Source organism: Catenuloplanes japonicus (genome assembly GCF_000717135.1).
GTDB lineage: Bacteria > Actinomycetota > Actinomycetes > Mycobacteriales > Micromonosporaceae > Catenuloplanes > Catenuloplanes japonicus.
On the sequence record NZ_JNXY01000006.1, the window covers coordinates 142999 to 163969 of the forward strand.

The following is a 20971-nucleotide window of genomic DNA, read 5'->3' on the forward strand; positions in this document are numbered from 1 at the left end:
CGCTTCAGAAATCGTGCCGGGGGTTCTCGGTGCACGCGGCAAGGAGGACTGCCGGCCGGTGTAAGTCGCTGACCTCCCATTTTTCAACGAAGATGGCGGCGCTGCCGATCCTCGCCAGGATCGTGGGAATCGGCCATTGATGATTAAAACCTACAGCTCGGTCGTTCAGAGTTCGATGCCGACGGACCTCATGAATGGCAGGGGGTCGACTGCTGATTGTGACGAGCGGTCGTTGTTGAGGTGGACCTCGAAGTGCAGGTGGGGTCCGGAGGAGTTCCCGCTGGTGCCCATGAGCCCGATCGGCTGGCCTGCGACGACGTGTTGGCCTGCGGTGACGTTGGGGCGGGTGAGCATGTGGCAGTAGCGGGTGATGATGCCGCCTGCGTGTTGGATGTCGGTGTACCAGCCGCAGCCGATGAGGCCGGGGTAGCCGTCTTGGTTGCATCCGTGGCTGGCGGGGACGATGTTGCAGGTGACGATAAGGACGGTGCCTGCGGAGGCGGCGACGATGACGGTGCCGCGGGCGCCGGAGAGGTCGACGCCGTCGTGGTCGGGCCGGCTGTCGATGCGGAACCCGGAGCCGACCGGGGCGTTGACCGGTCTGACCCATTCGCCGGTGGCGGCGGGGATGCAGGTGGTGTCGCGGCCGAGTCCGGCGGCGAGGCTCGCGGCCAGGTCGGTGGCGAGGCTTTCCCATCGGGCGTAGGCGTCGGGATAGGCGCTGCGCTGCACGCGCTGGGCGGCGACGGTGAGCGGTAGCGTCTGCCAGTCGGTGATGTTGATGAGCTTGTCGTAGAACTTGTTCGTCGCGTAGACCGGGTCGAGGATCTGCGCGGGCGTGCCCCATCCGGAGCTGGGCCGCTGCTGAAACAGGCCGAGGCTGTCGTGGTCGACGGCCACGGCGAGGTTGTAGAGCTTCGACTCCTGCATGGCGGTGGCGAGCGCGATGACACCGCCCCGATGCGGCAGGTTCCGCTCGGCCCCGACGCTGTAGATGATCTTCGCGTTGGCCAGCTGGGTCGGGGTGAGATCCGCGAGGCTAATCGGCGATCCGCCGGTGCCGGTCGAACCGGATGGCGTGATGACGCACGCGGCGGCCTGCGGGCCGAGAACGCCGGCGCCGGAGCTGGCGACGGCGATGCCGAGGGCCGCGACCATCGGCAGGGACGCGGCCGCGACGACGAGCCGTTTTAAGATGGCGCTCGCCATATCGCCTCCCGGATCCATCTGCTGTTCGCTGTAGCGAACAGGCTGGTGTGGCGGCACTCTACGGGATTATCACGCTCGGCTGTCAACTACAGCGAACGACGCTGGATGGGAATGCGCGGTGTGGCGTGCCGCCGGGAGGCGTGGGCGGTAGCGGTGCGGCGGGTGGCCGGGCGGAGGTAGGCGGCGCTGACGGTGCGCAGCCAGGCAGCCTCGGTATCAGGGTCGTGGCCACCGGGCGGGACGTAGTCCGGGCGGGGTGCCGGGGCGCGGCCGAGGTGGTGGGCGTGCAGGGCGAGGCGGATGAACGCGGCTTCGGTCGCCGCGGCGCGGCGGCGGGGGCAGCCGATGGTGGCGAACGCCGCGGTGAGGCGCTGGCGGGTGTCGTCGTCGATGTGGCCGCGGAGGTGAAGGGTGGCGTCACGGATTTCGATGGTGCGGCGGATGAGCCGGTGGCGCAGGGCGTGCCGGTCGGTGAGGTCGTCGAGCAGCGACGGGCGCTCGCCGAACACGACGTCCGGGTGGGCTTTGGTCAGCGCCGCCCAGAGCGGCCGGAGCTGGAGGAGGGTGAGCCTTTGCCGTGCGGTGCCGAGTGCGGCGGGCATCGCGGGGACGCCGTGGCCTGCGGCGATGAGCAGGATCGCGACGGCTTCCAGGGGGTCGAGCAGCGCGAGGACCGCGGTGTCGCCGAGGCCGGCGGCGGGGCCGGTGAGCCGGTAGAGCAGGTAGCCGTCGACACCGGTGGCGTAGGCGATGCCGGTGATGCCGCCGGCCGCGTTGAGCGCGAACCCGGTGCGGATCCAGGGTGGTGCGGTGCGGCGGGAGGTGATGAGGGCGCCAGCGTGGAGGGTGCCGATGGCGCCCATGGCGAAGCCGAGGTGCGTGGTGAACAGCACCAGATACAGCGTCGGCAGGACCTGGCCGGGGGCCCGGTCGATGAACAGGCCTTCGGCTGGCGGAGGGATATGGAAGAAGAGCACGGTGAGGGCGAGGACGGTGATCGCGGCGATCAGCAGCCAGATGTCCAGGCGGGGCAGGCGGATGCGGACCGTTTCGCGCAGGTCGGTGACGAACTCGAACGCCCCGGTCGCGGCGAGCACCGTGAAGGCGTGCCCGACCAGCACGGACGTGCCGGGCCAGCCGCTGTGCTGGTCGATGAATCCGGCGACAGCGGGCGTGCGGGCGCTGACCGCGATCGCCATCGCGGTGAACGCCATCCACAGGATCCGGCGCCGCCGGTCATGCGCCGCACCCGGCAGCCGGACCAGCACCGCGGCCCAGAGGAAGACCAGGACGACCGCGTCGAGCGCGTTCATGTGACACGCTCGTCCGGCAGGCCGAGCGTGTCGGCCAGCCGGTGCGTCAGCACGTGCGCACCGAGCGGCTGACGCGCCGGACCCGGCGGCGGGTAGGCGAGGTCGAGGATCATGCCGGCCAGGGTCTCGGCTTCCTGCTCGTGCACCGTGTCGTAGCTCTGCCGGGCGAGCAAGGCGTCGATCGTGGCCGGGGCGAGACTCGGCGCGAGCACGGAGACGAGGTCGGTCAGCACGCCGTGGTGGTCGAAGACCAGGTGAGAGACCTCGTGGAGGCCGATCACGGTCCGGTGCCAGGCGCTGGTGGCCTGCTCGACGAAGATGTGATCGGCGGTCTTCGTGCGCAGGGTCGCACCGTAGGGGTGCGCCGGGGTGAGCGGCTTCGGTAGCGGATGCACATGCAGCGGCCGGCCACGCGCGTGGGCCACGCGCGCGCAGAAGGCGTCGAAGTCGAACGGCTGAGGGATGTCGAGGTCCGCGAGGACGCGCGTACACCGCTGCCGTATCCGGTTGTCGTGCCGCATCCCCGTGAGTGCTCCTGCCACGCGTCCCCGGCGGTCTGCGACCGGCCGCCGGGAGATTTCGCAACGTTTCATCCGCGATCGAGTCCGATCGCGCGGGGCAGCCTAAAACGCGCCGAACCGGGCGGCCAAGCGAAATAGGGTGCGCTGTGAAATCTTCGACGTTGCATCCGAACAGCAACCCTGACCTGCTACGACACGCGGCCTGATCACGCCTCGGGCGGCGAACCGAGCCCTTCGGCCTTACGCGCCATCTCGATCATCTGCAGGATCGTCGCCTTGCTCGCGTCAGACAGCCCATGCGCGCGCAGTGCGATATCCCGCACGCCCGCGTCGCGCAGCGCGGTCACGAACCGCATGTCCTCGTCGCGTGCGCCGGGCGCGGATTCCGGGCCGGTGAAGTAGCCGATCTCGACGTCGAAGAAGTCGGCGAGCAGCTTCAGCCGGCGCGCGGACGGCTCGCGGCGCTCGCCTTTTCGCAGCTGCCAGATGTAGTTGCCGGATATGACCTTCTCGCCGGCGGCGGCGTTGATCGCCTCAGAGACCTCGCGGTAGCTGTACTCCTGGCCGTCCGGGCGCTTCTTCTCCGCGAACAGCTTGTCCAGGCGCGCGGCGAGTACGCCGCGGGCGCCGTCGTCCGGCGATGCGGCGGCGCCGTCCGGCTGCCCGTTCATCGCTGTGAGCTTGCCGTTTCGCTGCAGCGAACGCAAACAGGCGCGACAACATTTTTGTTCGCCACAGTTGACAGAAAAGTGATCAAGGAACGTACGCTGTCGACCCACAGCGTTCGCTGTAGCGAAAACCGCAGGTGGCGTGCCGTTTCGGGTAGGTCTGCTGCGCCTTCATCGCGAGGTGTTCCCCATGATCCTTCTGTCTGAATTGGTCGCGCTGGTCCCGCTGGACGTGCCGAACCCCGCCCCCATCGACCCGACCGGCGGCGCACAGGGGGTCGAGCTGCTGTTCGCCTACCTGAAGTGGGGCGTGCTCGGTATCTGCGGCGCGATCGCGCTCGCCTCGGCCGGCTACATGGCCTGGGGCGCGCTGTCGCACCGGCCGGAGGAAAACCAGAAAGGCAAGCGCGCGTTCCTGATATCCGGCGCCGCAACGGTCGCCGCGGCGATCGCGATCCCGATGGTCAACAACGTCTTCAGCGCGGTCGGCTGACCCATGACCGGGCACAACTCGTTCCTGACCGCTCCCGGCCCGGGGCGGTGGTGGGTGGCGGCCGGGGTGCTGATCGCGGTCGCCGCCACGGCCGCGGTCGCCGGCGCCGCCCTGGCCGGTGGCACTCCGGCCGGCGGCCCGTCGGCTGAAGCTCCGACGGCTGCTCCGTCGGCGTCGGCCTCCGAGCCGGCCCACGAGGACGGCGTGGCCGAGAACCCTGCGTCGGGCGATGGGCCGCTGCGGCTGGTGCCGGCTGGCCGGCGGGTGGACGACGTGCCGGTGGGCTATCCGCACGAGCTGGCCGGGGCGGTGTCGGCGGCGATCGAGTACACGACGCTGTTTTCCTCCAACCTCGATCTGGACCGCGCGGTGCAGATCGGCCGCCTGGCCACCGACGGCACCCACGGCGGTGACCAGGTCTTTCGTGACGGGGCCTCCGGGATGCGCGAGCTGCTCGGCGCCCCGCTGTCCGGGCCGGTGCCTCAGGGGGTCGCGGCGACGCTGGGCGTCAACGCCTACCAGCTTCGCGACGTCTCCGCGGACCGGGTGACGGTGTTGGTCCTCGGCTACATGGTCACCACCACCCCGGTGGCCGGTACGCAAAGCCGGCTCGCGTTGATCCCGGCCGACATGGTCTGGCACCAGGGGGACTGGAAAGTCACCGCCCGCCCGGACGGCGCCCCGGACTACACCGAACTGCGGGTCCAGCCCGGCAGCGCGCAGGCGAAGGCGGCCGGCTGGCTGGACTTCATCCAATGAGCGGCCGCTTCCAGGCCGTGCTGCTTCCCGACTGCAACTTCGCCGACCCGAAGACGTGTCTGGAGGACACGGTCGAGGACGTCGTCGGCGGCGCTGCCGCGTCGGCGTGGGAAACGGTGTGTCGGTCGTTCGCCGACGCGGCCGTGGCGATGCTCGAAGGGTTCGCCAAAGCGTTCGTCGCGTTCCCGCCGGTCGATCTGTCCTCGGCCGGGGTGCAGCAGGTCTACGGCATCTCCCTCGGGATCGCCGCGCTGGTGGCCGCGATGCTGCTGCTGTTCCAGATCGCCCGGACCGCAGTCACTCACGACGGCTCCGGCCTTGCCCAGGGGCTGCTCGGGATCGGCAAAGCGCTGGTGGCGTTCATGGCCACGCTCACTGTCGCCGGGACCGCGCTGGTCGCCGCGGACGAGATCACGGTGTTCATCATCGAACGCGGTTTCGGCTCGACCGAAGGGCTGCGGGACAAGCTCACCGGGGTCTTCGAGTATTCCTCGGCATCGACGTCGATGACGGGGTCGCTGCTGCTGATCCTGGCGCTGATCGGGATCGTGCTGACCGGGGTGCTGTGGTTCGAGCTGCTGCTGCGCAACGCCGCGGTCGCGGTCCTGATTGCCACCTCCCCGATCTCCGCGGTCGGGCAGATGTCGGACGCGACCCGCGGGTGGTGGCCCACCCTCGTCTCGGCGACGATCCGGCTGATCCTGCTGAAACCGGCGATCGCGCTGGTGATGATGCTCGGCTTCTCCATCACCGGCGCGACGGAAACCGCCGACGGCGACGACCTCGTCACCGTCCTGGCCGGCCTGCTCATCCTGCTCCTCGCCGTGCTCTCCTGGCCGGCGATCGGCCGGTTCTTCACCTTCATGACGATCCACACCGGCGGACCGACCGGGCTCGCGTCGATGCTTGGCGCGGGCGCCAACCGTGCCGCCGACGCCGCCGGAGCCCGCGCGGCCAGCCCAGCCGGAGTCGACCCGGACCAGTTCGGGCAGGCCGCCGCCGAGCGCACCATGTCCGCCGTGTCCACCCGCACCGCCGCCGGGGCCGGCGGGGGCGCGACCGGTGCTGGTGGCGCGGCGGCTGGTGGCGCGGCCGCGGCGGGGGCGGGTGCGTTAACGGTCGCGGCGGCCGGACTGGCGCTGGCGCAGAAAGCGGCGAACAGCCTGATGGGCCGAATGGAACAAACCGCCGGGCACGCCGGCCTCGGCGGCGTCTCCCCATACCCGCACCCCGCGGGCTACTCTCGCGGCCCGCTCCCAACCCGCACCGCGCCTGCCCGGCCGGGCGGACCATCAGGGCCGCCTCCGGTTCCCACCGGTCCTGCGCCGGCTGATCCGGCCCCGGCACCCTCGCCTGCCAGCGCGGCCGGAGCATCGGCGTCCTCGCCACCGGCAGACCCGCAGACGCCATCCGGCCACGTGCTGAGCGCACCGGAACCGGCACCCGAGACAGCGAGCGCATCCGCACAATCTGCTGCGGTGCCCGAGCAGACGACACCGGCGAGCTCCGTAACCGCCACGCCGGCCGCGGACACACCGCTTCCACCGGCCTCCGTCCCGGCTCCCAGCCCCGGCGGCACCCCCGCATCCGCGATACCGGCGCCGTCCGAGCCCGGCCCGGTAGCAGTTTCACCGACCGCTGCATCGCCGGTGCCCGGATCGGCACCGGCGTCGGCTGCGCCACCGGCGGCACCCGCGGCCGGGACGGTGTTGCCGGAAAGCACTGCGCCCGAGCCACCGCGCATCCCGGTGCCGCGCGCACCGGAAGCCGACACGCCGGCGCCGGTCGCGCCGCCGATCAGGCCGGTGCGCCCGCCTGCTCCTGCTGTTGACGATCAGAAAGGCCCGCTGTGACAACCACATCTTCTTCACGGCCGCAGGCGGTGCGCGCCCGGACGTTCTTCGGCTGGCAGCCCGAGCGGGTCGCGTTCCTGTACGGAATGTCCGGACAGCGGTTCACCATGCTCGCCGTCGCGGTCCTCGGCGCGATCTGGCCCCTAGCGGTCGCCGACGCCAGCCTCGGGGCGGTCACCTGGCCGATCGCGATCGTGTGCGCGATCTTGGCGTTCCTGCGCGTCGGCGGCCGGACCATGGACGAGTGGGCGACCGCCGCAGTCTCCTACACGACCATTCGCGTGCAGGGGCAGCACAAGTTCGCCTCCGCCGCGTTCACCCCTCCCGCCCGCACCGCCCCGACCGCGGCGCGGCCGCAGGACCTGCCCGGGATCCTCGCGCCGGTCCAGATCCTGGAGGGGCAGATGCCGGGAGGGGAGCCGTTCGCGGTGATCCATCACCGGCATGAGCGCACCTATACTGCGGTCGCCCGGGTGCGGTATCCCGGGATCGGTCTGGTCGACACCGCCCGCCGGGACCAGCGTGTCTCCGGCTGGGGGAGCCTGCTGGCCGGCCTGTGCACCGAGGGCGGGCCGATCGTGCGGATCCAGGCGTTGCAGCGGCTGCTGCCGGAATCGGGGGCGGCGTTGCGCCGCTGGCACACCGAGCACTCCGACCCTGGCGCCCCGGCCGTGACCGCGGAGATCACCGGTGGGCTGCTCGGCTCGGCGATCCTGGCCACCTCGCACCGGGAGGCGTTCCTCGCCTTCACCATGGACCACCGGCGCGCAACCAGGGCGATCCGCCAGGCCGGCGGTGGCACCGTCGGCGCGGCTGCGGTTCTCGCGAGGCAGGTCCGCGCGCTGGCGTCGGCGATCTCGGGCGCTGACCTGCAGATCGAGGCGTGGCTGGCCCCGCGGGAGTTGGCCGAGGTCATCCGGGTCGCCTACGACCCGCACTCCGTCCGGGCTTTGGCCGAGCGTCGCGCCACCACCGCCGATCTCGACGACGGCCTGCCTGCAGGCGCCGATCCTGCGCTGGCGGGTCCGGCGGCGGCGGTCGCGAACGCGGGTAGTTACGTCCACGATGGCGCGGTCTCGGCTACGTTCTGGGTCCACGACTGGCCCCGCACCGAGGTCTACGCCACTGCCCTGGCACCCCTGCTCGGCGAAGGCGCCCATCGGCGCGCGTTCTCCCTGCACTTCGAGCCGCTCGGCCCCCGCGACGCCGAGCGTGAGGTGATGCGCGAGCGGACCGCGCGGAACGTGGCGGTCCGGATGCGGCAGAAGACCGGGCAGATCGTGCCCGAGCATGAGCAGCAGGCCCTCGACCGCGCCCGCCACCAGGACGCCGAACGTGCCGCCGGGCACGGCTTGGTCCGGTTCACCGGCTACGTGACCGTCACCGTCACCGACCCGCACCTGCTCGAAGACGCTTGCGCCGAGCTGGAGGCCGACGCGGCCGCTGCGCGGATCGAGTTGCGCCGGATGTGGATGGCCCAGGACGTCGGCTTCGCGATGTCCGCCCTGCCGGTCGGCATGGGCCTGCCCCGGAAGCGGTGGTGACGATGCGTTTGCGCCGCAAGAACACCGCCCTGCCCGTCGCTGACCTCTCGGGCGTCTTCACCACCCCCGAAGCCACCACACCAGAGGTCTCGCGACGGCGGTCACGCCGTCGCGAGCGGGCGGCGGTCGAGCCGATCCCGCCGCAGCGCGGCTGGGCCCGCCCGTTCGGCGGCCGCGCACCGATCGTCCCGGCCGTGCCGACGTTCCGGGGCTCGTCCGGGCAGGTCCAAGGCCTGTATCCCTGGCTGTATGGGGCGTCGATGCCACCAGTCGGCGCATACCTCGGGGTCGACTGCCTGTCCGGCGGGGCGTTCTCCGTGCATCCGATCGAGTGGCTGCGCCGCGGCTTGATCTCCAACCCGAACATGCTGATCACCGGCGTCCCCGGCTCCGGGAAGTCCGCGACGATCAAGGCGATCGCGCACCGGTTGATGCGTTATGGCGTGAAGGCGTTCGTCGTCGGCGATTTGAAGAACGAGTACGCGCCGCTCGCGCGGGCGCTCGGCGTCGAGCCGGTCGAGCTCGGCCCTGGCCTCCCGGCCCGGCTCAACCCCCTTGATGCCGGACCGCTCGGCCAGAACCTCCCCAGCGGAGGGGATGAGCTGCGCGAGCGTCTCGCCGAGATCCACCGCCGTCGGCTGACCTTGCTCGGCTCGCTGCTGGTCGTGCGGCTCGGCCGCTCCCTCGACCCGACGGAAGAGGCCGCGTTGTCCCTGGCGATCCAGTACGCCTCTGGGCAGGCCACCGGCAACACCCACCTGACCGATCCGACGATTCCGCAGGTGTGGGCGCTGCTGCGCGACCCGACTGACGAGATGGCCGGCGAGCTGCGTGTCCGTGATGGGGATGTGGCGGAGCTGCGGGAGATGATCCGCCCGGCCGCCGATGCGCTCGGGAACATGGTCCAGGGCTCCCTCGCCGGACTGTTCGACCGGGCCACGACGGTGCGGATGGACTTCGACGCCTACATCCAGACCGTCGACCTGTCCCGGCTGGACAATCGCGGCGACGACACCGTGGCCATGACCCTGGCCTGCGTCTCCTCCTGGGGTCAAGCCGCGATCGACGCTCCCGGCGGCCCGGTCCGGCTCGTCATCCGGGATGAGCTGTGGCGGGCGATGCGGATCCCGGCGATGGTCCGGAAGATCGATTCGGATCTGCGGTTGTCGCGGGCGCAGGGCACGATCCAGCTCCTCGCCTCGCACCGGCTCGCGGACTTCGAGGCCGTCGGCGCCGAAGGCTCCGCCGAAGTCGCCATCGCCCGGAACCTCATCGGCTCCTGTGATGTGCGGATCTGCCTAGCCCAGGACACCGCACCCCTGGCCATGACTCGGGACGCGATCGGGCTGACCGACACCGAATGCGCGCACATCGCCTCGTGGTCCGGGGAGCAGATCGGGCGGGCGGTGTGGAAGATCGGCCGCGCTGACTCCCGCATCGTCCAGGTCGTTCTCCACCCGACCGAGCGGCAGCTGTACTACACCAACGAACGCATGGCGGTGTAGGCCGATGGGAGGCAACACCACCCGCATGTCCGGCGCCGGCTGGACCAGCGGCACCGACCGCGCGCTCGGCGCCGCCGCCGCGGCCGTCGGGACGCTGGTCGCGGGGACCTGGCTGTCCGGCCAGGTCGCCGGGCTGATCTTCGGCGGGGCGTGGCCGGGGGTGACGATCGGCGACGCGGTCGACATCGCCTTCGCGATCCCCGGCACCTGGCAGGACCCGCGCCAGGCATGGCCGGCACCCACGCGGAACCTGCTGCCCGGCCCGGCCGGTCTCTACACCACCGCCGTAGTGGTCTTCGCCGTCCTCGGCGCGCTGGCGGTGATCGGGTGGCGGGTGTTCGCGGGCGGGCAGCAGCGGCGCGGGATGGCCTCCCGCGCCCAGCTCGACAAGACAATGTCCCGCACCGCAGTCCTCGGGCGTGCGTCCCGGCTGCGGCCCGGCCTGGCCGGCACACCGCGCTGGCCGGACGTCGCCGTCGAACTCGGTCGCGCCGACGGCGGGATGCCGTTGTACGCGAGCCTGGAGACGTCGGTGCTGCTGCTGGCCGCACCCCGGCAAGGCAAAACGTCGCAGGTGATCATCCCGTGGCTGCGCACGTTCCCCGGCTGCGCGCTGGTCACGTCCGTGCGGCATGACGTCCTGGAGGCGACCGCGACGCTGCGCGCCGGCCGGTCGTGGGTGATGGAGCTGACCGGAGAGCTGACCTGGCCGCACCGCCTCACCTGGTCCCCGGTCGCCGGCTGCGACTCCTACGACCTCGCGCGCAAACGCGCCGACGTCATGATCCAGGTCGGGAAGACCAGCGACGGCTCCGACAGCTCCAACTCAGGGTTCTTCGGCCTCACGGCCACGAATCTGATGGCGGCGTGGCTGCACACCGCCGCCCTGACCGGCCGCACGATGGCCGACGTCCTGGCCTGGTCTCTGGACGACACCAACGACCAGCCGCTGAAGCTGCTCCGTGACGCGGCTGGTACGCGGTCCGGGGTGCTGGAAATGCTCGACAGCTTCTACCGGCAACCCGACGTCACCCGCAAGAACCTCTGGACCACGGTCCAGACGGGCACCAGCAGCCTGCTCGGTGACGTCGCGCACGCGGTGTTCTGCGGACCCGTACACACCTCCTTCGACGTCGAGGCGTTCCTGGCCTCCGGCACCGACACCATCTACCTGCTCGTCGACGAAGACCAAGCCGAATCCCTCGCACCGCTGGTGACCGCGTTCGTCGACCACCTCATTGCCACCGCGCGCCGGATCGCGTTGCGGTCGCCGAACGGACGGCTCGACCCGCCGCTCGGGCTGATCTTGGACGAGCTGACGAACGTGGTGCCGTTGCCGCGGATGCCGAAACTCGCCTCGACCGCGGCCGGGTTCGGGATTTTCGTCGCCGGCGTGCTCCAGAATGCGGCCGCGGCCGAGGAACGCTGGGGCCAGGTCGGGCGTCGCATGCTCTGGGCGAATTCCACCATCAAGATCGCTCTCGGCGGCTTGGCAGGTGAAGACCTCACCGCGTTCTCCGAGCTCGCCGGCACCTACCGCGAAACGCTGCTCATCCCGCAGTACAACCGGCAGGGCCACAGCGTCCAGGCGTCCGTGAACGACCGGAAAGCGATGTCGTCCGAGGCGATCCGGACCCTCGACGAGGCCCGCCGGGAGGCGCTGGTTATCCACGCGACCACGCCGCCGGTGAAGGTGCGCATGGTCCGCCACTACGAAAGCCCGTACCGCAAGGAATACGCCCAGGCCAGCCGTAATGCCCGCCGTTTGATGGGCCTGACCGACGGAGAAACCCGATGACCCTTCCCGCACTACCCGCATCCGCCAGCACGCCACCGCCCGGGGGTGAGGAGGCGCCGCCGCTGATCCGCGAATGGCACAGCATGGCCACCGACGAACAGCAGACCGAATGGGCCGCCCTGGTGGCCTGGGTCGCCTGGCTGTATGACCAGTACGAGCTGTCCCGTGAGGAACGCCTGCCGCTGTGCTGGCCGCAGCATCCCGGACTCGTCGAAGAGCTGCGGTCGCTGAAGGTGTGGCGCGAGCACGTCTACGACACTCCGGACGCCGGTGCCGCACACGCGGCGCGGTCGTGGCACGGGGAGCTGCGGCAGACGATCGCGGCCGCGATCAGCTTCTGGGCGCCCGGCTGCCGGGTCGGCCACAAGCCCACCGGCCAGCTCGCCGACGCCGACTCCGGCCTGCGCCAGCGGTGGCTCGAGACCGGACCACCACAGCCCGGCGCGGCCCCCGAGCCGACACCGAAACCCGTTGCCACGATCGCGATCCCGGGGTTGCAGATGAGCCTGGCGGACATGGACGCCGCGCTCGCCGACGGCCGCGCGGTCCCGCACAGCGACGGGCTGCCGCAGTTCGTGAAGTACGACGGCTGCTGGTGGATCCGGCAGTTCGACCCCGGCCTGTGGCTACGCGCCACCGACCCGCTCCAGCACGCCCGGCTCGACGAGTCCAGCGTGAAGATGCGCCTCGCCGACGCCGCCGTCGGCCGGCACCGCGCCAAAGAAGAGACCGAGGGTGCGCCTACCTCCGGTGCTGAGCAGAAGAAGGGGAATGCCTGATGTCGCAGCTGATCATGCGGGCCGAACAAGGCGTCCTCGGCGTCATGCTCACCGGCGGCGACCAACCCCCGATCCGCGACCACCTCACCAGCAGCGACTTCGGCCACCCCGTCCACGCCGCGGTCTACAGCGCGCTACGCGACCTCGACGGCGCCGACCTCCCACCGGAGCGCCTGCGTGCCGTCGTCGCGAGCACGCTGGAGCTGCCCGAGGTCACCGAACAGTGGCTGGCCGAACTCGCCGAGCGCGCACCCGACCACTACCGGGCGCAGACCTACACCAAGATCGTCATCGATGCGGCATTCACCCGCGAAACCGCGGACTGGGCCGAGCCGTACCGCGACGCGGCCGCCTCGACGACCGACCCGGTTAACCGCGAGCACCTACTACGAGTCAGCGACGCACTCGACGCCCAAGCCGAGGTGTTCCTGCCGACCGCTGCCATCGACCACGAGCGCACGGTCGACCTCACCGCCGGCAGCCGGGCCACCGTGGAGATTGCGTCCGAGCTCAGCCGCGAAGATCTCGTGATAGCGGATCTGTTGCAGCATCCTGACCAGGCGCGTGAGGTCGCCGCGTGGCTCGACAGCGCGGTTTTCACCAGCGAGCAGCGGCGGCTCGTCTTCGAGATCACTGCCAGCACCGGCTATGACGGCGACCCGATCGACGCGGTCATCATCGCCTGGCAAGTCGACCGTGAACGGCAGACCGCCCACCTCTGGGGTGAACGCACCCAGGAACGTGATCCCGGTGCCGGCTGGGCGGTGGACGGGCCGGACGTCGAGGCGGATTTCGCGTACGTGACCCGCCTGGAACGGACCACGGTCACTCGCGGCACCGCCGTCGTCGTCGGCCGGGAACTGCTTATCGCCCACGTCCAGACCGAGATTCACGCGAGCACCACCACGATCAGCGCCCAGGCCCGGGTCGTGCAGCCCGCACGGCAGGTCGGCATCGAGCCACCGTTGCAGATCGCGCCGACCGTCGACCAGCCGCAGATCGAACGCTGACCGGGGGAGTCATCATGAACGACATAACCCCGGAAAGCACCAGCGGCGATGGCCCGCCCACAACCCCTCGATTCATCACCCACGACCAGATGCGTGACATCGAGAGCAACACCGCGACATCCCTGCCGTCATTACGGGAACGCGGCTTCGTCCGGCATGACGGAAGGTGGTGGGTCCGCGACCGCGACGGATACCACGAGATCACCGACAATGCGCAGAATACGAAGCTCGACCGCTGGCACGTGCGGCTCGCCGAGGGTGCGCTGTGGACTTGATGGAGCACCTGGAGCGGTATATCCCCTTGTGACACATGCGTTGAGGGTCGGGGTCGGATGGCCCCGGCCCCCTCCTTCTGATCACACGCGACGTGGCGAGAGCGAAGGACGATGCGATCACGCACAGCGTGTTACGCAAGGGGCGCTTGCTCGTAGGAGCCGGTGGGGATTTCCGAGACGGCGGTGCCGGTGCGCATGAGCTCTACCTGGTCCAGGATTCGTCCGGTCGGGGCGATGACGCTGGTTGGTCCCCATCCGATCCGGTCGCTGTCGCGGGTGCCGGTGACGTCGGCCGAGATCACCCACATCCCGGTCTCCCGAGCCCGCGCGGTCCTGATCTGGTGATGCCGGTCTTTCCAGTGCTCCGCGGCGGCGCGACGCATCATGTTCTGCGCCGGCACCAGCAGCACGCGGGCTCCCTGAGCCGCTACTGCTGCTGCGGCGTCCGGGAATCGAGTGTCCGCGCAGATGTTGATGCCGACGCGGATGCCGGCCACCTCGAAGACAGGGAAGTGGTTGCCAGGGGTGAAGATGGCCTCGCCCTCGACGAGATGCACCTTTCGGTATACACCGAGTAGCCGTCCATGGCGGATGAGTACGGCCGTGTTGTGGAAGCGGGACCCGGCCCGCTCGATGAGCCCGATGACGATGGCTTGCCGGAGCGGAGAAAGCCGCCGAAGGACGGTCTCAAACTCCGGTGAGTCCAGGGGTAGGGCGTGCTGGCGGACATGGGGCTCCGTGACGAGATACCCCTGAAGGAAGCACTCCGGGAACAGCAGGAGATCGGCGTCGGCCTGGCTGGCGAACCGCTCGACACAAGCCAGCGCCGCGTCGGTGTCACCGAGAAACTCGGGGGTCTGGCAGGCAGCGATACGCACCATGTCGATGAAGCCTCCCACTTTGTCGGGGCGAGACCGATGATTTCAAGCGTCCGGGAGCGACTGTCTGAGGATCTCCGAGCAGTCGGGGTCTCCTGTCACACCAACGAAACTGTCGGATCTGGGGGCTATGGTGTGACGCTGACCCGGCAGCGCGCGTTCATGGAGCGGTTCATGATCCGTTGGCAAGATCTCGATCCCCTCACCGTCGAGCGGGCCATCAAGCTGCTCATCCGCCGTCTGCACCCAACGGCCCAAGGCATCGACGGCGCCGGCGGCGACGGCGGACGCGACATCCGATGGGACAGCGCCGAAGGACTGGTCATTTTCGAGGCCAAGTCCTACCCCACCCGACTCCTCAAGAGCGCCAAGCGCAAGATCGAAGGATCGCTGACCGAGGCCGCAGCTCATGGCCCGGTGCGGTGGGTGCTCGTCATACCGCTCGATCCCACTCCAGCCGAAGAGTCATGGTTCGACGACCTCCGTGCGAAGTTTCCTGGGATAGCGCTCGAGTGGCGCGGCCGGGACTGGCTCGACGGGCACTTCGCCGAACATGCGGATCTTCGCCGGTATGTCGAGGGATCGGACTACGACCTCCTGCAACGGGCCCGGGAACTCGATCATGAACGCGCCGCGCTGGCCAACGGCGCCACCGATCTCGTCGCGAGGGTGAACGCCTTGGTCCATGGCCGGGCCCGCGAGTTGTCCCCGTTCTGGCGCGTCGACATTACGACGGACGGCGATGGGACGACCTTGCGCTACTCCGCACGTGTACCGGGCGCGGCCACCCTCGATCCGGTGGTGTTCACACCGCGTTTCACCTTCCCTGCGGGGGATCCGGAAGCGGAGGTGACCATGCGGCAACTCCGGCGCGCCTTCGACTACGGTGCCGGAGCCACAGTAAGCGGCCGTTACATCGAACGATTCGATATTCAGGCGTCGGAACAGGCCCGCCAGCTGTTCGCGATGGAGGACATGACCGAGAGCGGTCATCTCAAGTTCGGTGAGGCCGAGAACAACGAGGGCCTCCCGCTGCCCATCTCCCTCACCGTGGTCGCTCCGGACGGCATCGTCGTCGCCTCGATCGACATCATCTTGACCAAGCGTACGGAGGGTTTGCGAGGCATCCGACTAAGCGGAACGGATCCCTCCGGCGTCATGATCGTGACTCACGTCATCGACCACGTCGGGGAGGACGGCTTCCGCGCCGGCCAGTTCGACTTTGCCTTTGAGGAAGCCGTTGGACGATATCCGTACGCCGTGCAGCCGGCCATGGACTTCGTCCTCGCCATGAAGCCTGGAAACCAGCTTCTCGCCCACCTCGGACCTGCCCGCATCGGCTACGCCGACATCGGGGACGACTGGATGGCCACGGTGCGGCCCGTCGCCCGGCTCGTCGTAGCCCTGGACAAGCTCCAGCGTTACTACGGTGAGCCGTTTCCCATTCCGGACGGGCTCACCGTCAGAGACGGCGCGGAACTGGAGATCGCGAGTCAGCTTGTCGCTGATGAAACTGTGCAGTGGCTGGACCACACCGTCACCGTGGAGGTGCGGGCCGATCACCTTGAGGATTTCCTGGCCTCGGAACCCATACTGCGAGAGTCCGGGCACCTCAAGATGGGATATCCGAGTCTGACATTTTCCTGCGGTGACCGGTCGTTCGACGTCGGGCCGATCGAATCGTGGGCGAACGTCCGCCTGGTTAACCGCCCCGAGCTGGAGGCGGCCGTCGGGACAGGCGTCAACCCCGTCGCACGATGGCGATGCGTCGAGGGCGAGCACATCTACATCAAGCGCATCCGCAGTATTGAGCCCGACTAGCGGAAGGCAGCTCATCGCGGCCGGCGGCTTTCGCGAATCGCCACGAACAGGGCGGTAGCGGTGCCGATCCCGATCGCCCACGCGGAGTCGTATACGGCCAGCAGGCCCGCCGCGCCGGCGGTAACGGCCGCGAGTGCGGTGCCGCCCCCGCGCTGCTTCATCGGGCTGGGGGCCGAGGGGCCAGATGCGTCGGTCATGCTGCTGTTCACTCCTTGGTGTCAGCGAGGCTCACCGCCCCGGCTGAAACTAGGGAATCAGCGCGCGACACCGACCTCCCGAACGAGCGCGCGGGGCTCCAAACGCGGGTCTGGGCCGGTACGGTCGCAGGCCATGGTCCGGAAGAAACCGAGTGCCGCCGACGCGGCGTTGATCGCTGCCGCAGGCGAGCGTGGTGTGCCGCCGACACCCACGCAGCTCGAGCGCTGGCGCGCGAAAGGTCTCTTGCCCCGCAACGCACAGCACGGAGCCGGACGGGGCTGCGGCAGCGTCTCCGTCGCTCCGCCGGAAGCAGTCGAGCTGGTGGCGTGGCTGAGTATCCACGCCCGTCCTGGCCGACCGTTGGAAGATCTCGCGCTGGGGGCGTTCGGCGCGGGTCTGCCGGTCCCGGAGCCGGCCGTGCGCGCCGCCTGGATCGCCGCTGCTACTGACTTCGGGCCCATTCCCTTTTTCGGTCCTGGGCCGGGAACGGACGGCGACCGCAGCGACTGGATCGGCGATGTCGCGGAGAACATCGTGACGCGATACGGCGATGAAGCGATCTTGCTACCGCGACGTATCCGCGATATCGACGCGCGCATCGCGGCCGCGGGCATTTCCTTCTCCGCGCCGGAGATGATGGCGTTCGACAAGGGCACTCACGTTACTGAGACCTATACCGGCCGTGATTTCCTCACGTCGGCCGTGTCGATCGTGCTGGGAGGGATCGGCGAGCTGACAGAAGCGGATCTCGCCGCGCTCGCGCGAGCGCTGATGCCGCCGCGCGCGGCGGTCGTGGTCGCCTCCATGCTCGAACACCCCGATGACGCCCCGCGCCTGGCCGACATCAACGACGGCCACGGCCTGAGCCTGCTGCCAACCGGTGACGTGCGCGAAGACCTGACCCGGGTGCTCTCCGAGGCATCACTTGAGCAGCTACGGGCTGCATGGCACGCCGTGCACAACATGCAGGACTGGGCGATCAAGGTATGCGACGACGTCGAAGTCGAGCTGGATCTGCTGGCGGCCGGGCAGACCGCGCCGGAGTACCCGGGCCTGTCCCAGTGGCTCCTCGGCGTCGTCCTCGGCCTCAACCGGATGCTGCTGCGTGAGGCGCTTCGCGAGCCAGAGCCGTCGACCCGGGCTCAGGCCAGCACGGCGGCGACACTGCTGTTCATGGCGACTGCCATGAGCCGACTGCGGGTCATGGTGCCCGACAGCCAGTTTGAGCTGCTGCCGATGCTCCTGCCGCCGTTCCTCAACCAGCTGACCGACTTCGTTGCCGCTGATCCGCCGACGAGCATCCGCCGACCCGAATCCTGCTGATCCACGCTTCGACCGCGCCGGCGAATGCCGCACTCACGGCGCGAGGGTCCGCGCGCTGGGGTCGGCCCACGCGCGGTAGGCGCCGGGCGGGGCAGCGGCGAGGATCCCGCCGGGCTGCACGTAGAACACGTTCGGATTGTTATTGTGCGGCCCATATCCGTTGCGGCCCTGGATGAGCAGGGTGGCGCCAGACGCGGGCCAGTAACCCCAGAACCAGGTGTCCTGCCGGGCATCGGTAGCGGTCCAGACGATGACGACCTTCGCACCGCGGCGCGCCCGCTGGTAGACGTGCGCGACATAGCAACGGTGCGCACCGGGCGCCTGTTGCTCGACGACCAACAGCTGTTGCCAGGCCGCCGCGGCCCGCTCGCGGCGTCGACGCCTCGATCCGCGCGTCGGACAGGACCGCGGCCAGGATCGCCAGCACCGGGGGCAGCAGACACATCAGCGCGTACAGCACCGCGCCGACGTCGTCTGGAGTGAATCAGACATCGATCGCCGAGATTGCCATACGGTCGCGGACCGGTGGGGGCACCAACGCATGACTCCCGCCACAACCTGCACCGGCTTCACCGGAACCGGAAGCTGACCGGTTGCTACTGGAGGTGGCGCGTCGGCGGAGTTCCCGCAGAGGTAAGGGGTAGCTGGTGCCGGCGCGTCGTTCGCGAAGGATCGCGACGTCTCCGAGGACGGTGCGCAGCTGCTCTTCGTGGGCTTTCGCGGCGGCGAAGCGCTCCGGAGCGACGGCCAGCAGATGTCGCCACTGCTTCTGGCCGGCGCGTACACACATGCCGAAGCAGTTGTTGTGTTCTCCAGATTTCGGGTGTCTCGTGAGACAGGTCTTCAGGTAGAACCCGGGAGCAAGATGACGCTTTGCGGATCAGACCGATCGTTTCCTTGATCCAATGGATTCCTGGCTGCGAGTGAGGGCGGGGAGATGGACGAGCGGCAGGTAATCGTTGGAGGTCTTTCGGCAGCTGTAGTCTCAGCCTTCGAGATGGGCTTGGACGCCGGCACCGTGAGGGACCAGCTGGTTGGAACGATGGCTAGTCTGGGTGTGGCCGGTGATGCTTCCATTCTTGACGACGTGATCAGCGATATCGACAACGGCCCGCACTATCCCGCAGGTCATCCGATGGCGCCGAAGATCCAGGCTGCTGAGCTTGCGGCGAAGAATCTGGTCCAGGCTGTTGCCGCCGAAATCAGGGACGGCACGGGCTCCGGAGGATCCGCCGCGTAGCAGTAGCGAGGTGACCGATTCCTAGAATGGGTGCTCGTCGAGCTCGTTGCTGAAAGGCAGAACGATTGCCGCAGGTCGTGGAACAGCCATGGCCGCGCCGACAGCACGGCGCGAGTGGGTCGTCCGCAGCGTGCCGCTGTATGCGCCGCCACGCATCCAGCCGGATCCGATCCCAAGACGACGGCCCCAGCATCAGACCACCGTGTCCGAGGAACACGGCCAGCGCCTCCAACCCGGCGCCGGTCTCACGCACCGTGATGCGCCGCAGCGCCGGGCTCATCGCCCCTCCATCGCGAAACTGCGCCGGACCCCGTCCAGAACGCCGCCAAGACGGCCCGTGGCGTGATCGACGCGGTCGACCACGAACAGATCCACGCGCCGCGCCGTCAGCGCCCGTGCCGATCGCCGGACCAGGTCCGGGCGCTCCAACAACAAGAAGGCGTCCAGCATGCGCAACGCCGCGATCGGCACGTAGACCACACGCCGGCGCCGGTACTTCGCGCACGCCCGCAACACAAGATCCACCGGGCCGGCCTGCCGGGCGACGCCAGCCCTCACCCAGCTCAGGCAGCAACAGCGTCGACCACTCCTGCTTGCGCATCCCGATCAACAGCGCCAACTCCACCGCGACGCGATGCCGATGCGGAGCCCACCCCCGAAACCCCGGATCGACCTCGGCGACCGGCCCGTGACCACCCATCCCCACGTCCCGCCAGTACTGGTACTGCGGCAACGTGAGGTGCCGGATCTGTATTTCCTTGGCCGGAGCGCCGCCCAGCGGACTACCACGCGGCGGCACCCGGGCGCCGCCGCAGACGGTCCTGGTCCAGCAACCAGGAGAACAACGCGTTGAGCACCGCGGCCTCGCGTCGCCAGGTCGCGTCATCCACCGGCTGCTTTTGTAGCTCCGTGTGGGCCGCACGGTTCGCGATGAGATCTACCTCGGTCGCGGAGAGGACGTCACTGCCGCGCTCGGCCAGAAACACCACCAGCCGCCGCGCGATGTAGGCGTAGCAGCGCAGCGTCTCCGGCTCCAGCAACGCGTACGCGAGGTGCCGGAACCAGGAGCAGACCGGCTCGACGGGACGCATCTGGGCGTCGACCAACATCGGCAAACCGTCGGGCAGAGCACGATGATCCAGGATCTCCCGGACCTTTACGCCGGACGGGCTGTCAGGCACCGCAGGCTGCTGGGCCAACTGTCGGCGTACGAAGAACAGCTCCACTTGTCACCCGCACTATCACGGCTTATCCCGTCTTCATGATTAACTCCGCGAGTGGCGCTCGGACACGGCGACGTCCCTCGAGTGGGCTGAACGTGTCTAATTCGCTGCGAGGGAGAACGCCAAGGTGGCAACGCCGACGGCCAGAACGAGGAGATGCAAGGTGGACCAGACCTGGTTCAGCCGTATCCGGGAAACGATCGGATGCTGTCGAGCGTTCGTCTGCTCGCCCGTCTTCTTGCTCGTCGCGATCTTTAGTGCCTCATCGACCTCGTCCAACAGACGCTCGAACTCGACAGCGATCGCCACCGATCGCTCGGCCCGCTCATAGTGCTTGGCGGAGAGCAGGAAGCCAAAGAGGCCGAGTAAGACCAAAGCGAGCGCGAGTGGCACGGTGCGGTAACCAAGATGCAGCGTCGCCATAGCTCCGAGGTCGGCAGAGGCGAGGAGCAGGATCATGTTGGTCGCAGTAGCTCGCTGAGCTTCGTGCTGTCGAGCGTGCTCTCGGGCCTCTTTCCAGACCATCATCCACGTCTGCCTCCGGCTCTCAGTGTCCATGGG

Annotated in this window: 22 protein-coding genes; 12 read left to right on the top strand and 10 right to left on the bottom strand. The window is 69.3% G+C overall.

From position 1 onward, the window contains the following. Nucleotides 1-165: 165 nt before the first annotated feature. From OP04_RS11410 to OP04_RS11425, 4 genes are all read right to left on the bottom strand, one after another. Nucleotides 166-1209, bottom strand: coding sequence for a M23 family metallopeptidase (locus OP04_RS11410; protein ID WP_033339549.1), 1044 nt, complete (start codon nucleotides 1207-1209; stop codon nucleotides 166-168). 86 nt (nucleotides 1210-1295) lie between these two features. After that, a complete protein-coding gene (locus tag OP04_RS11415) occupies nucleotides 1296-2522 on the bottom strand; it encodes an MAB_1171c family putative transporter (protein ID WP_033339550.1) in 1227 nt (408 codons plus the stop codon). Further along, nucleotides 2519-3043: a hypothetical protein gene (locus tag OP04_RS11420; protein ID WP_051797569.1), complete on the bottom strand. Its 525-nt coding sequence runs from the start codon at nucleotides 3041-3043 to the stop codon at nucleotides 2519-2521. The genes OP04_RS11415 and OP04_RS11420 overlap by 4 nt, the downstream gene beginning before the upstream one ends. 206 nt (nucleotides 3044-3249) lie before the next feature. Beyond that, nucleotides 3250-3822 carry a helix-turn-helix domain-containing protein gene (locus tag OP04_RS11425; RefSeq protein WP_198153791.1) on the bottom strand — a complete coding sequence of 191 codons (573 nt, stop codon included), beginning with the start codon at nucleotides 3820-3822 and terminating at the stop codon, nucleotides 3250-3252. 79 nt (nucleotides 3823-3901) lie between these two features. On the opposite strand from OP04_RS11425, the gene OP04_RS11430 reads away from it, so the two are divergent. The 9 genes from OP04_RS11430 (at nucleotide 3902) to OP04_RS11475 (ending at nucleotide 13727) form a co-directional block, all read left to right on the top strand. Continuing rightward, entirely contained in the window at nucleotides 3902-4204 is a 303-nt protein-coding gene (locus OP04_RS11430; RefSeq protein WP_033339552.1) for a hypothetical protein, read from the top strand. Between the two features lie 66 nt (nucleotides 4205-4270). Further along, nucleotides 4271-4963: a hypothetical protein gene (locus tag OP04_RS11435; RefSeq protein ID WP_157239653.1), complete on the top strand. Its 693-nt coding sequence runs from the start codon at nucleotides 4271-4273 to the stop codon at nucleotides 4961-4963. Next, entirely contained in the window at nucleotides 4960-6816 is a 1857-nt protein-coding gene (locus OP04_RS11440; protein ID WP_033339554.1) for a hypothetical protein, read from the top strand. The genes OP04_RS11435 and OP04_RS11440 overlap by 4 nt, the downstream gene beginning before the upstream one ends. Further along, nucleotides 6813-8360 carry an SCO6880 family protein gene (locus tag OP04_RS11445; protein ID WP_051797571.1) on the top strand — a complete coding sequence of 516 codons (1548 nt, stop codon included), beginning with the start codon at nucleotides 6813-6815 and terminating at the stop codon, nucleotides 8358-8360. The genes OP04_RS11440 and OP04_RS11445 overlap by 4 nt, the downstream gene beginning before the upstream one ends. Nucleotides 8361-8362: 2 nt before the next feature. Beyond that, nucleotides 8363-9865, top strand: a complete 1503-nt coding sequence (locus OP04_RS11450; RefSeq protein ID WP_198153792.1) for a VirB4 family type IV secretion system protein — start codon at nucleotides 8363-8365, stop codon at nucleotides 9863-9865. 4 nt (nucleotides 9866-9869) lie between these two features. Further along, complete coding sequence (locus OP04_RS11460) at nucleotides 9870-11663, top strand: type IV secretory system conjugative DNA transfer family protein (protein ID WP_051797574.1); 1794 nt, start codon at nucleotides 9870-9872, stop codon at nucleotides 11661-11663. Then, nucleotides 11660-12442, top strand: coding sequence for a hypothetical protein (locus tag OP04_RS11465; RefSeq protein ID WP_157239655.1), 783 nt, complete (start codon nucleotides 11660-11662; stop codon nucleotides 12440-12442). The genes OP04_RS11460 and OP04_RS11465 overlap by 4 nt, the downstream gene beginning before the upstream one ends. After that, nucleotides 12442-13452, top strand: coding sequence for a DnaB-like helicase N-terminal domain-containing protein (locus OP04_RS11470; protein WP_033339558.1), 1011 nt, complete (start codon nucleotides 12442-12444; stop codon nucleotides 13450-13452). The genes OP04_RS11465 and OP04_RS11470 overlap by 1 nt, the downstream gene beginning before the upstream one ends. Nucleotides 13453-13466: 14 nt before the next feature. Beyond that, a complete protein-coding gene (locus tag OP04_RS11475) occupies nucleotides 13467-13727 on the top strand; it encodes a hypothetical protein (protein WP_157239657.1) in 261 nt (86 codons plus the stop codon). Between the two features lie 131 nt (nucleotides 13728-13858). Here the strand turns inward: OP04_RS11475 and OP04_RS11480 are convergent, their stop codons facing one another. Continuing rightward, a complete protein-coding gene (locus OP04_RS11480; RefSeq protein ID WP_033339850.1) occupies nucleotides 13859-14608 on the bottom strand; it encodes a carbon-nitrogen hydrolase family protein in 750 nt (249 codons plus the stop codon). A gap of 132 nt (nucleotides 14609-14740) precedes the next feature. Between OP04_RS11480 and OP04_RS11485 the strand changes: the two genes are divergently transcribed. Continuing rightward, nucleotides 14741-16426, top strand: coding sequence for a hypothetical protein (locus OP04_RS11485; protein ID WP_033339560.1), 1686 nt, complete (start codon nucleotides 14741-14743; stop codon nucleotides 16424-16426). 11 nt (nucleotides 16427-16437) lie between these two features. On the opposite strand, the gene OP04_RS53205 is transcribed toward OP04_RS11485, so the two are convergent. Continuing rightward, nucleotides 16438-16623, bottom strand: coding sequence for a hypothetical protein (locus tag OP04_RS53205; RefSeq protein WP_157239659.1), 186 nt, complete (start codon nucleotides 16621-16623; stop codon nucleotides 16438-16440). A gap of 133 nt (nucleotides 16624-16756) precedes the next feature. Between OP04_RS53205 and OP04_RS11490 the strand changes: the two genes are divergently transcribed. Continuing rightward, entirely contained in the window at nucleotides 16757-17947 is a 1191-nt protein-coding gene (locus OP04_RS11490) for a hypothetical protein (protein ID WP_157239662.1), read from the top strand. Nucleotides 17948-17980: 33 nt separating this feature from the next. On the opposite strand, the gene OP04_RS11495 is transcribed toward OP04_RS11490, so the two are convergent. Beyond that, nucleotides 17981-18286, bottom strand: coding sequence for a hypothetical protein (locus OP04_RS11495; protein WP_033339562.1), 306 nt, complete (start codon nucleotides 18284-18286; stop codon nucleotides 17981-17983). A 598-nt stretch (nucleotides 18287-18884) separates the two neighbouring features. Here OP04_RS11495 and OP04_RS11500 point away from each other — a divergent pair. After that, on the top strand, nucleotides 18885-19187 hold the full coding sequence (locus OP04_RS11500) for a hypothetical protein (protein WP_033339563.1): 303 nt from the start codon (nucleotides 18885-18887) through the stop codon (nucleotides 19185-19187). 276 nt (nucleotides 19188-19463) lie between these two features. Here OP04_RS11500 and OP04_RS11505 read toward each other — a convergent pair whose 3' ends face one another. The 3 genes from OP04_RS11505 to OP04_RS11515 all read right to left on the bottom strand — a co-directional run bounded on the left by OP04_RS11505 (nucleotide 19464) and on the right by OP04_RS11515 (nucleotide 20869). Continuing rightward, a complete protein-coding gene (locus OP04_RS11505) occupies nucleotides 19464-19712 on the bottom strand; it encodes a hypothetical protein (RefSeq protein ID WP_157239664.1) in 249 nt (82 codons plus the stop codon). 257 nt (nucleotides 19713-19969) lie between these two features. Further along, complete coding sequence (locus OP04_RS53210) at nucleotides 19970-20413, bottom strand: site-specific integrase (protein WP_033339565.1); 444 nt, start codon at nucleotides 20411-20413, stop codon at nucleotides 19970-19972. A 96-nt stretch (nucleotides 20414-20509) separates the two neighbouring features. Next, nucleotides 20510-20869 (bottom strand): hypothetical protein, encoded by a 360-nt coding sequence (locus OP04_RS11515; RefSeq protein WP_157239666.1) that lies wholly within the window; start codon nucleotides 20867-20869, stop codon nucleotides 20510-20512. Between the last annotated feature and the right edge of the window lie 102 nt (nucleotides 20870-20971).

Coding starts and splice junctions, on each gene's coding strand:
- OP04_RS11430 (WP_033339552.1), top strand. CDS start 3,902: ATGATCCTTCTGTCTGAATTGGTCGCGCTGGTCCCGCTGGACGTGCCG.
- OP04_RS11500 (WP_033339563.1), top strand. CDS start 18,885: ATGGACGAGCGGCAGGTAATCGTTGGAGGTCTTTCGGCAGCTGTAGTC.
- OP04_RS11475 (WP_157239657.1), top strand. CDS start 13,467: ATGAACGACATAACCCCGGAAAGCACCAGCGGCGATGGCCCGCCCACA.
- OP04_RS11465 (WP_157239655.1), top strand. CDS start 11,660: ATGACCCTTCCCGCACTACCCGCATCCGCCAGCACGCCACCGCCCGGG.
- OP04_RS11415 (WP_033339550.1), bottom strand. CDS start 2,522: ATGAACGCGCTCGACGCGGTCGTCCTGGTCTTCCTCTGGGCCGCGGTG.
- OP04_RS11440 (WP_033339554.1), top strand. CDS start 4,960: ATGAGCGGCCGCTTCCAGGCCGTGCTGCTTCCCGACTGCAACTTCGCC.
- OP04_RS11480 (WP_033339850.1), bottom strand. CDS start 14,608: ATGGTGCGTATCGCTGCCTGCCAGACCCCCGAGTTTCTCGGTGACACC.
- OP04_RS11460 (WP_051797574.1), top strand. CDS start 9,870: ATGGGAGGCAACACCACCCGCATGTCCGGCGCCGGCTGGACCAGCGGC.
- OP04_RS11490 (WP_157239662.1), top strand. CDS start 16,757: ATGGTCCGGAAGAAACCGAGTGCCGCCGACGCGGCGTTGATCGCTGCC.
- OP04_RS11410 (WP_033339549.1), bottom strand. CDS start 1,209: ATGGCGAGCGCCATCTTAAAACGGCTCGTCGTCGCGGCCGCGTCCCTG.
- OP04_RS11420 (WP_051797569.1), bottom strand. CDS start 3,043: ATGCGGCACGACAACCGGATACGGCAGCGGTGTACGCGCGTCCTCGCG.
- OP04_RS11470 (WP_033339558.1), top strand. CDS start 12,442: ATGTCGCAGCTGATCATGCGGGCCGAACAAGGCGTCCTCGGCGTCATG.
- OP04_RS53205 (WP_157239659.1), bottom strand. CDS start 16,623: ATGACCGACGCATCTGGCCCCTCGGCCCCCAGCCCGATGAAGCAGCGC.
- OP04_RS11450 (WP_198153792.1), top strand. CDS start 8,363: ATGCGTTTGCGCCGCAAGAACACCGCCCTGCCCGTCGCTGACCTCTCG.
- OP04_RS11515 (WP_157239666.1), bottom strand. CDS start 20,869: ATGATCCTGCTCCTCGCCTCTGCCGACCTCGGAGCTATGGCGACGCTG.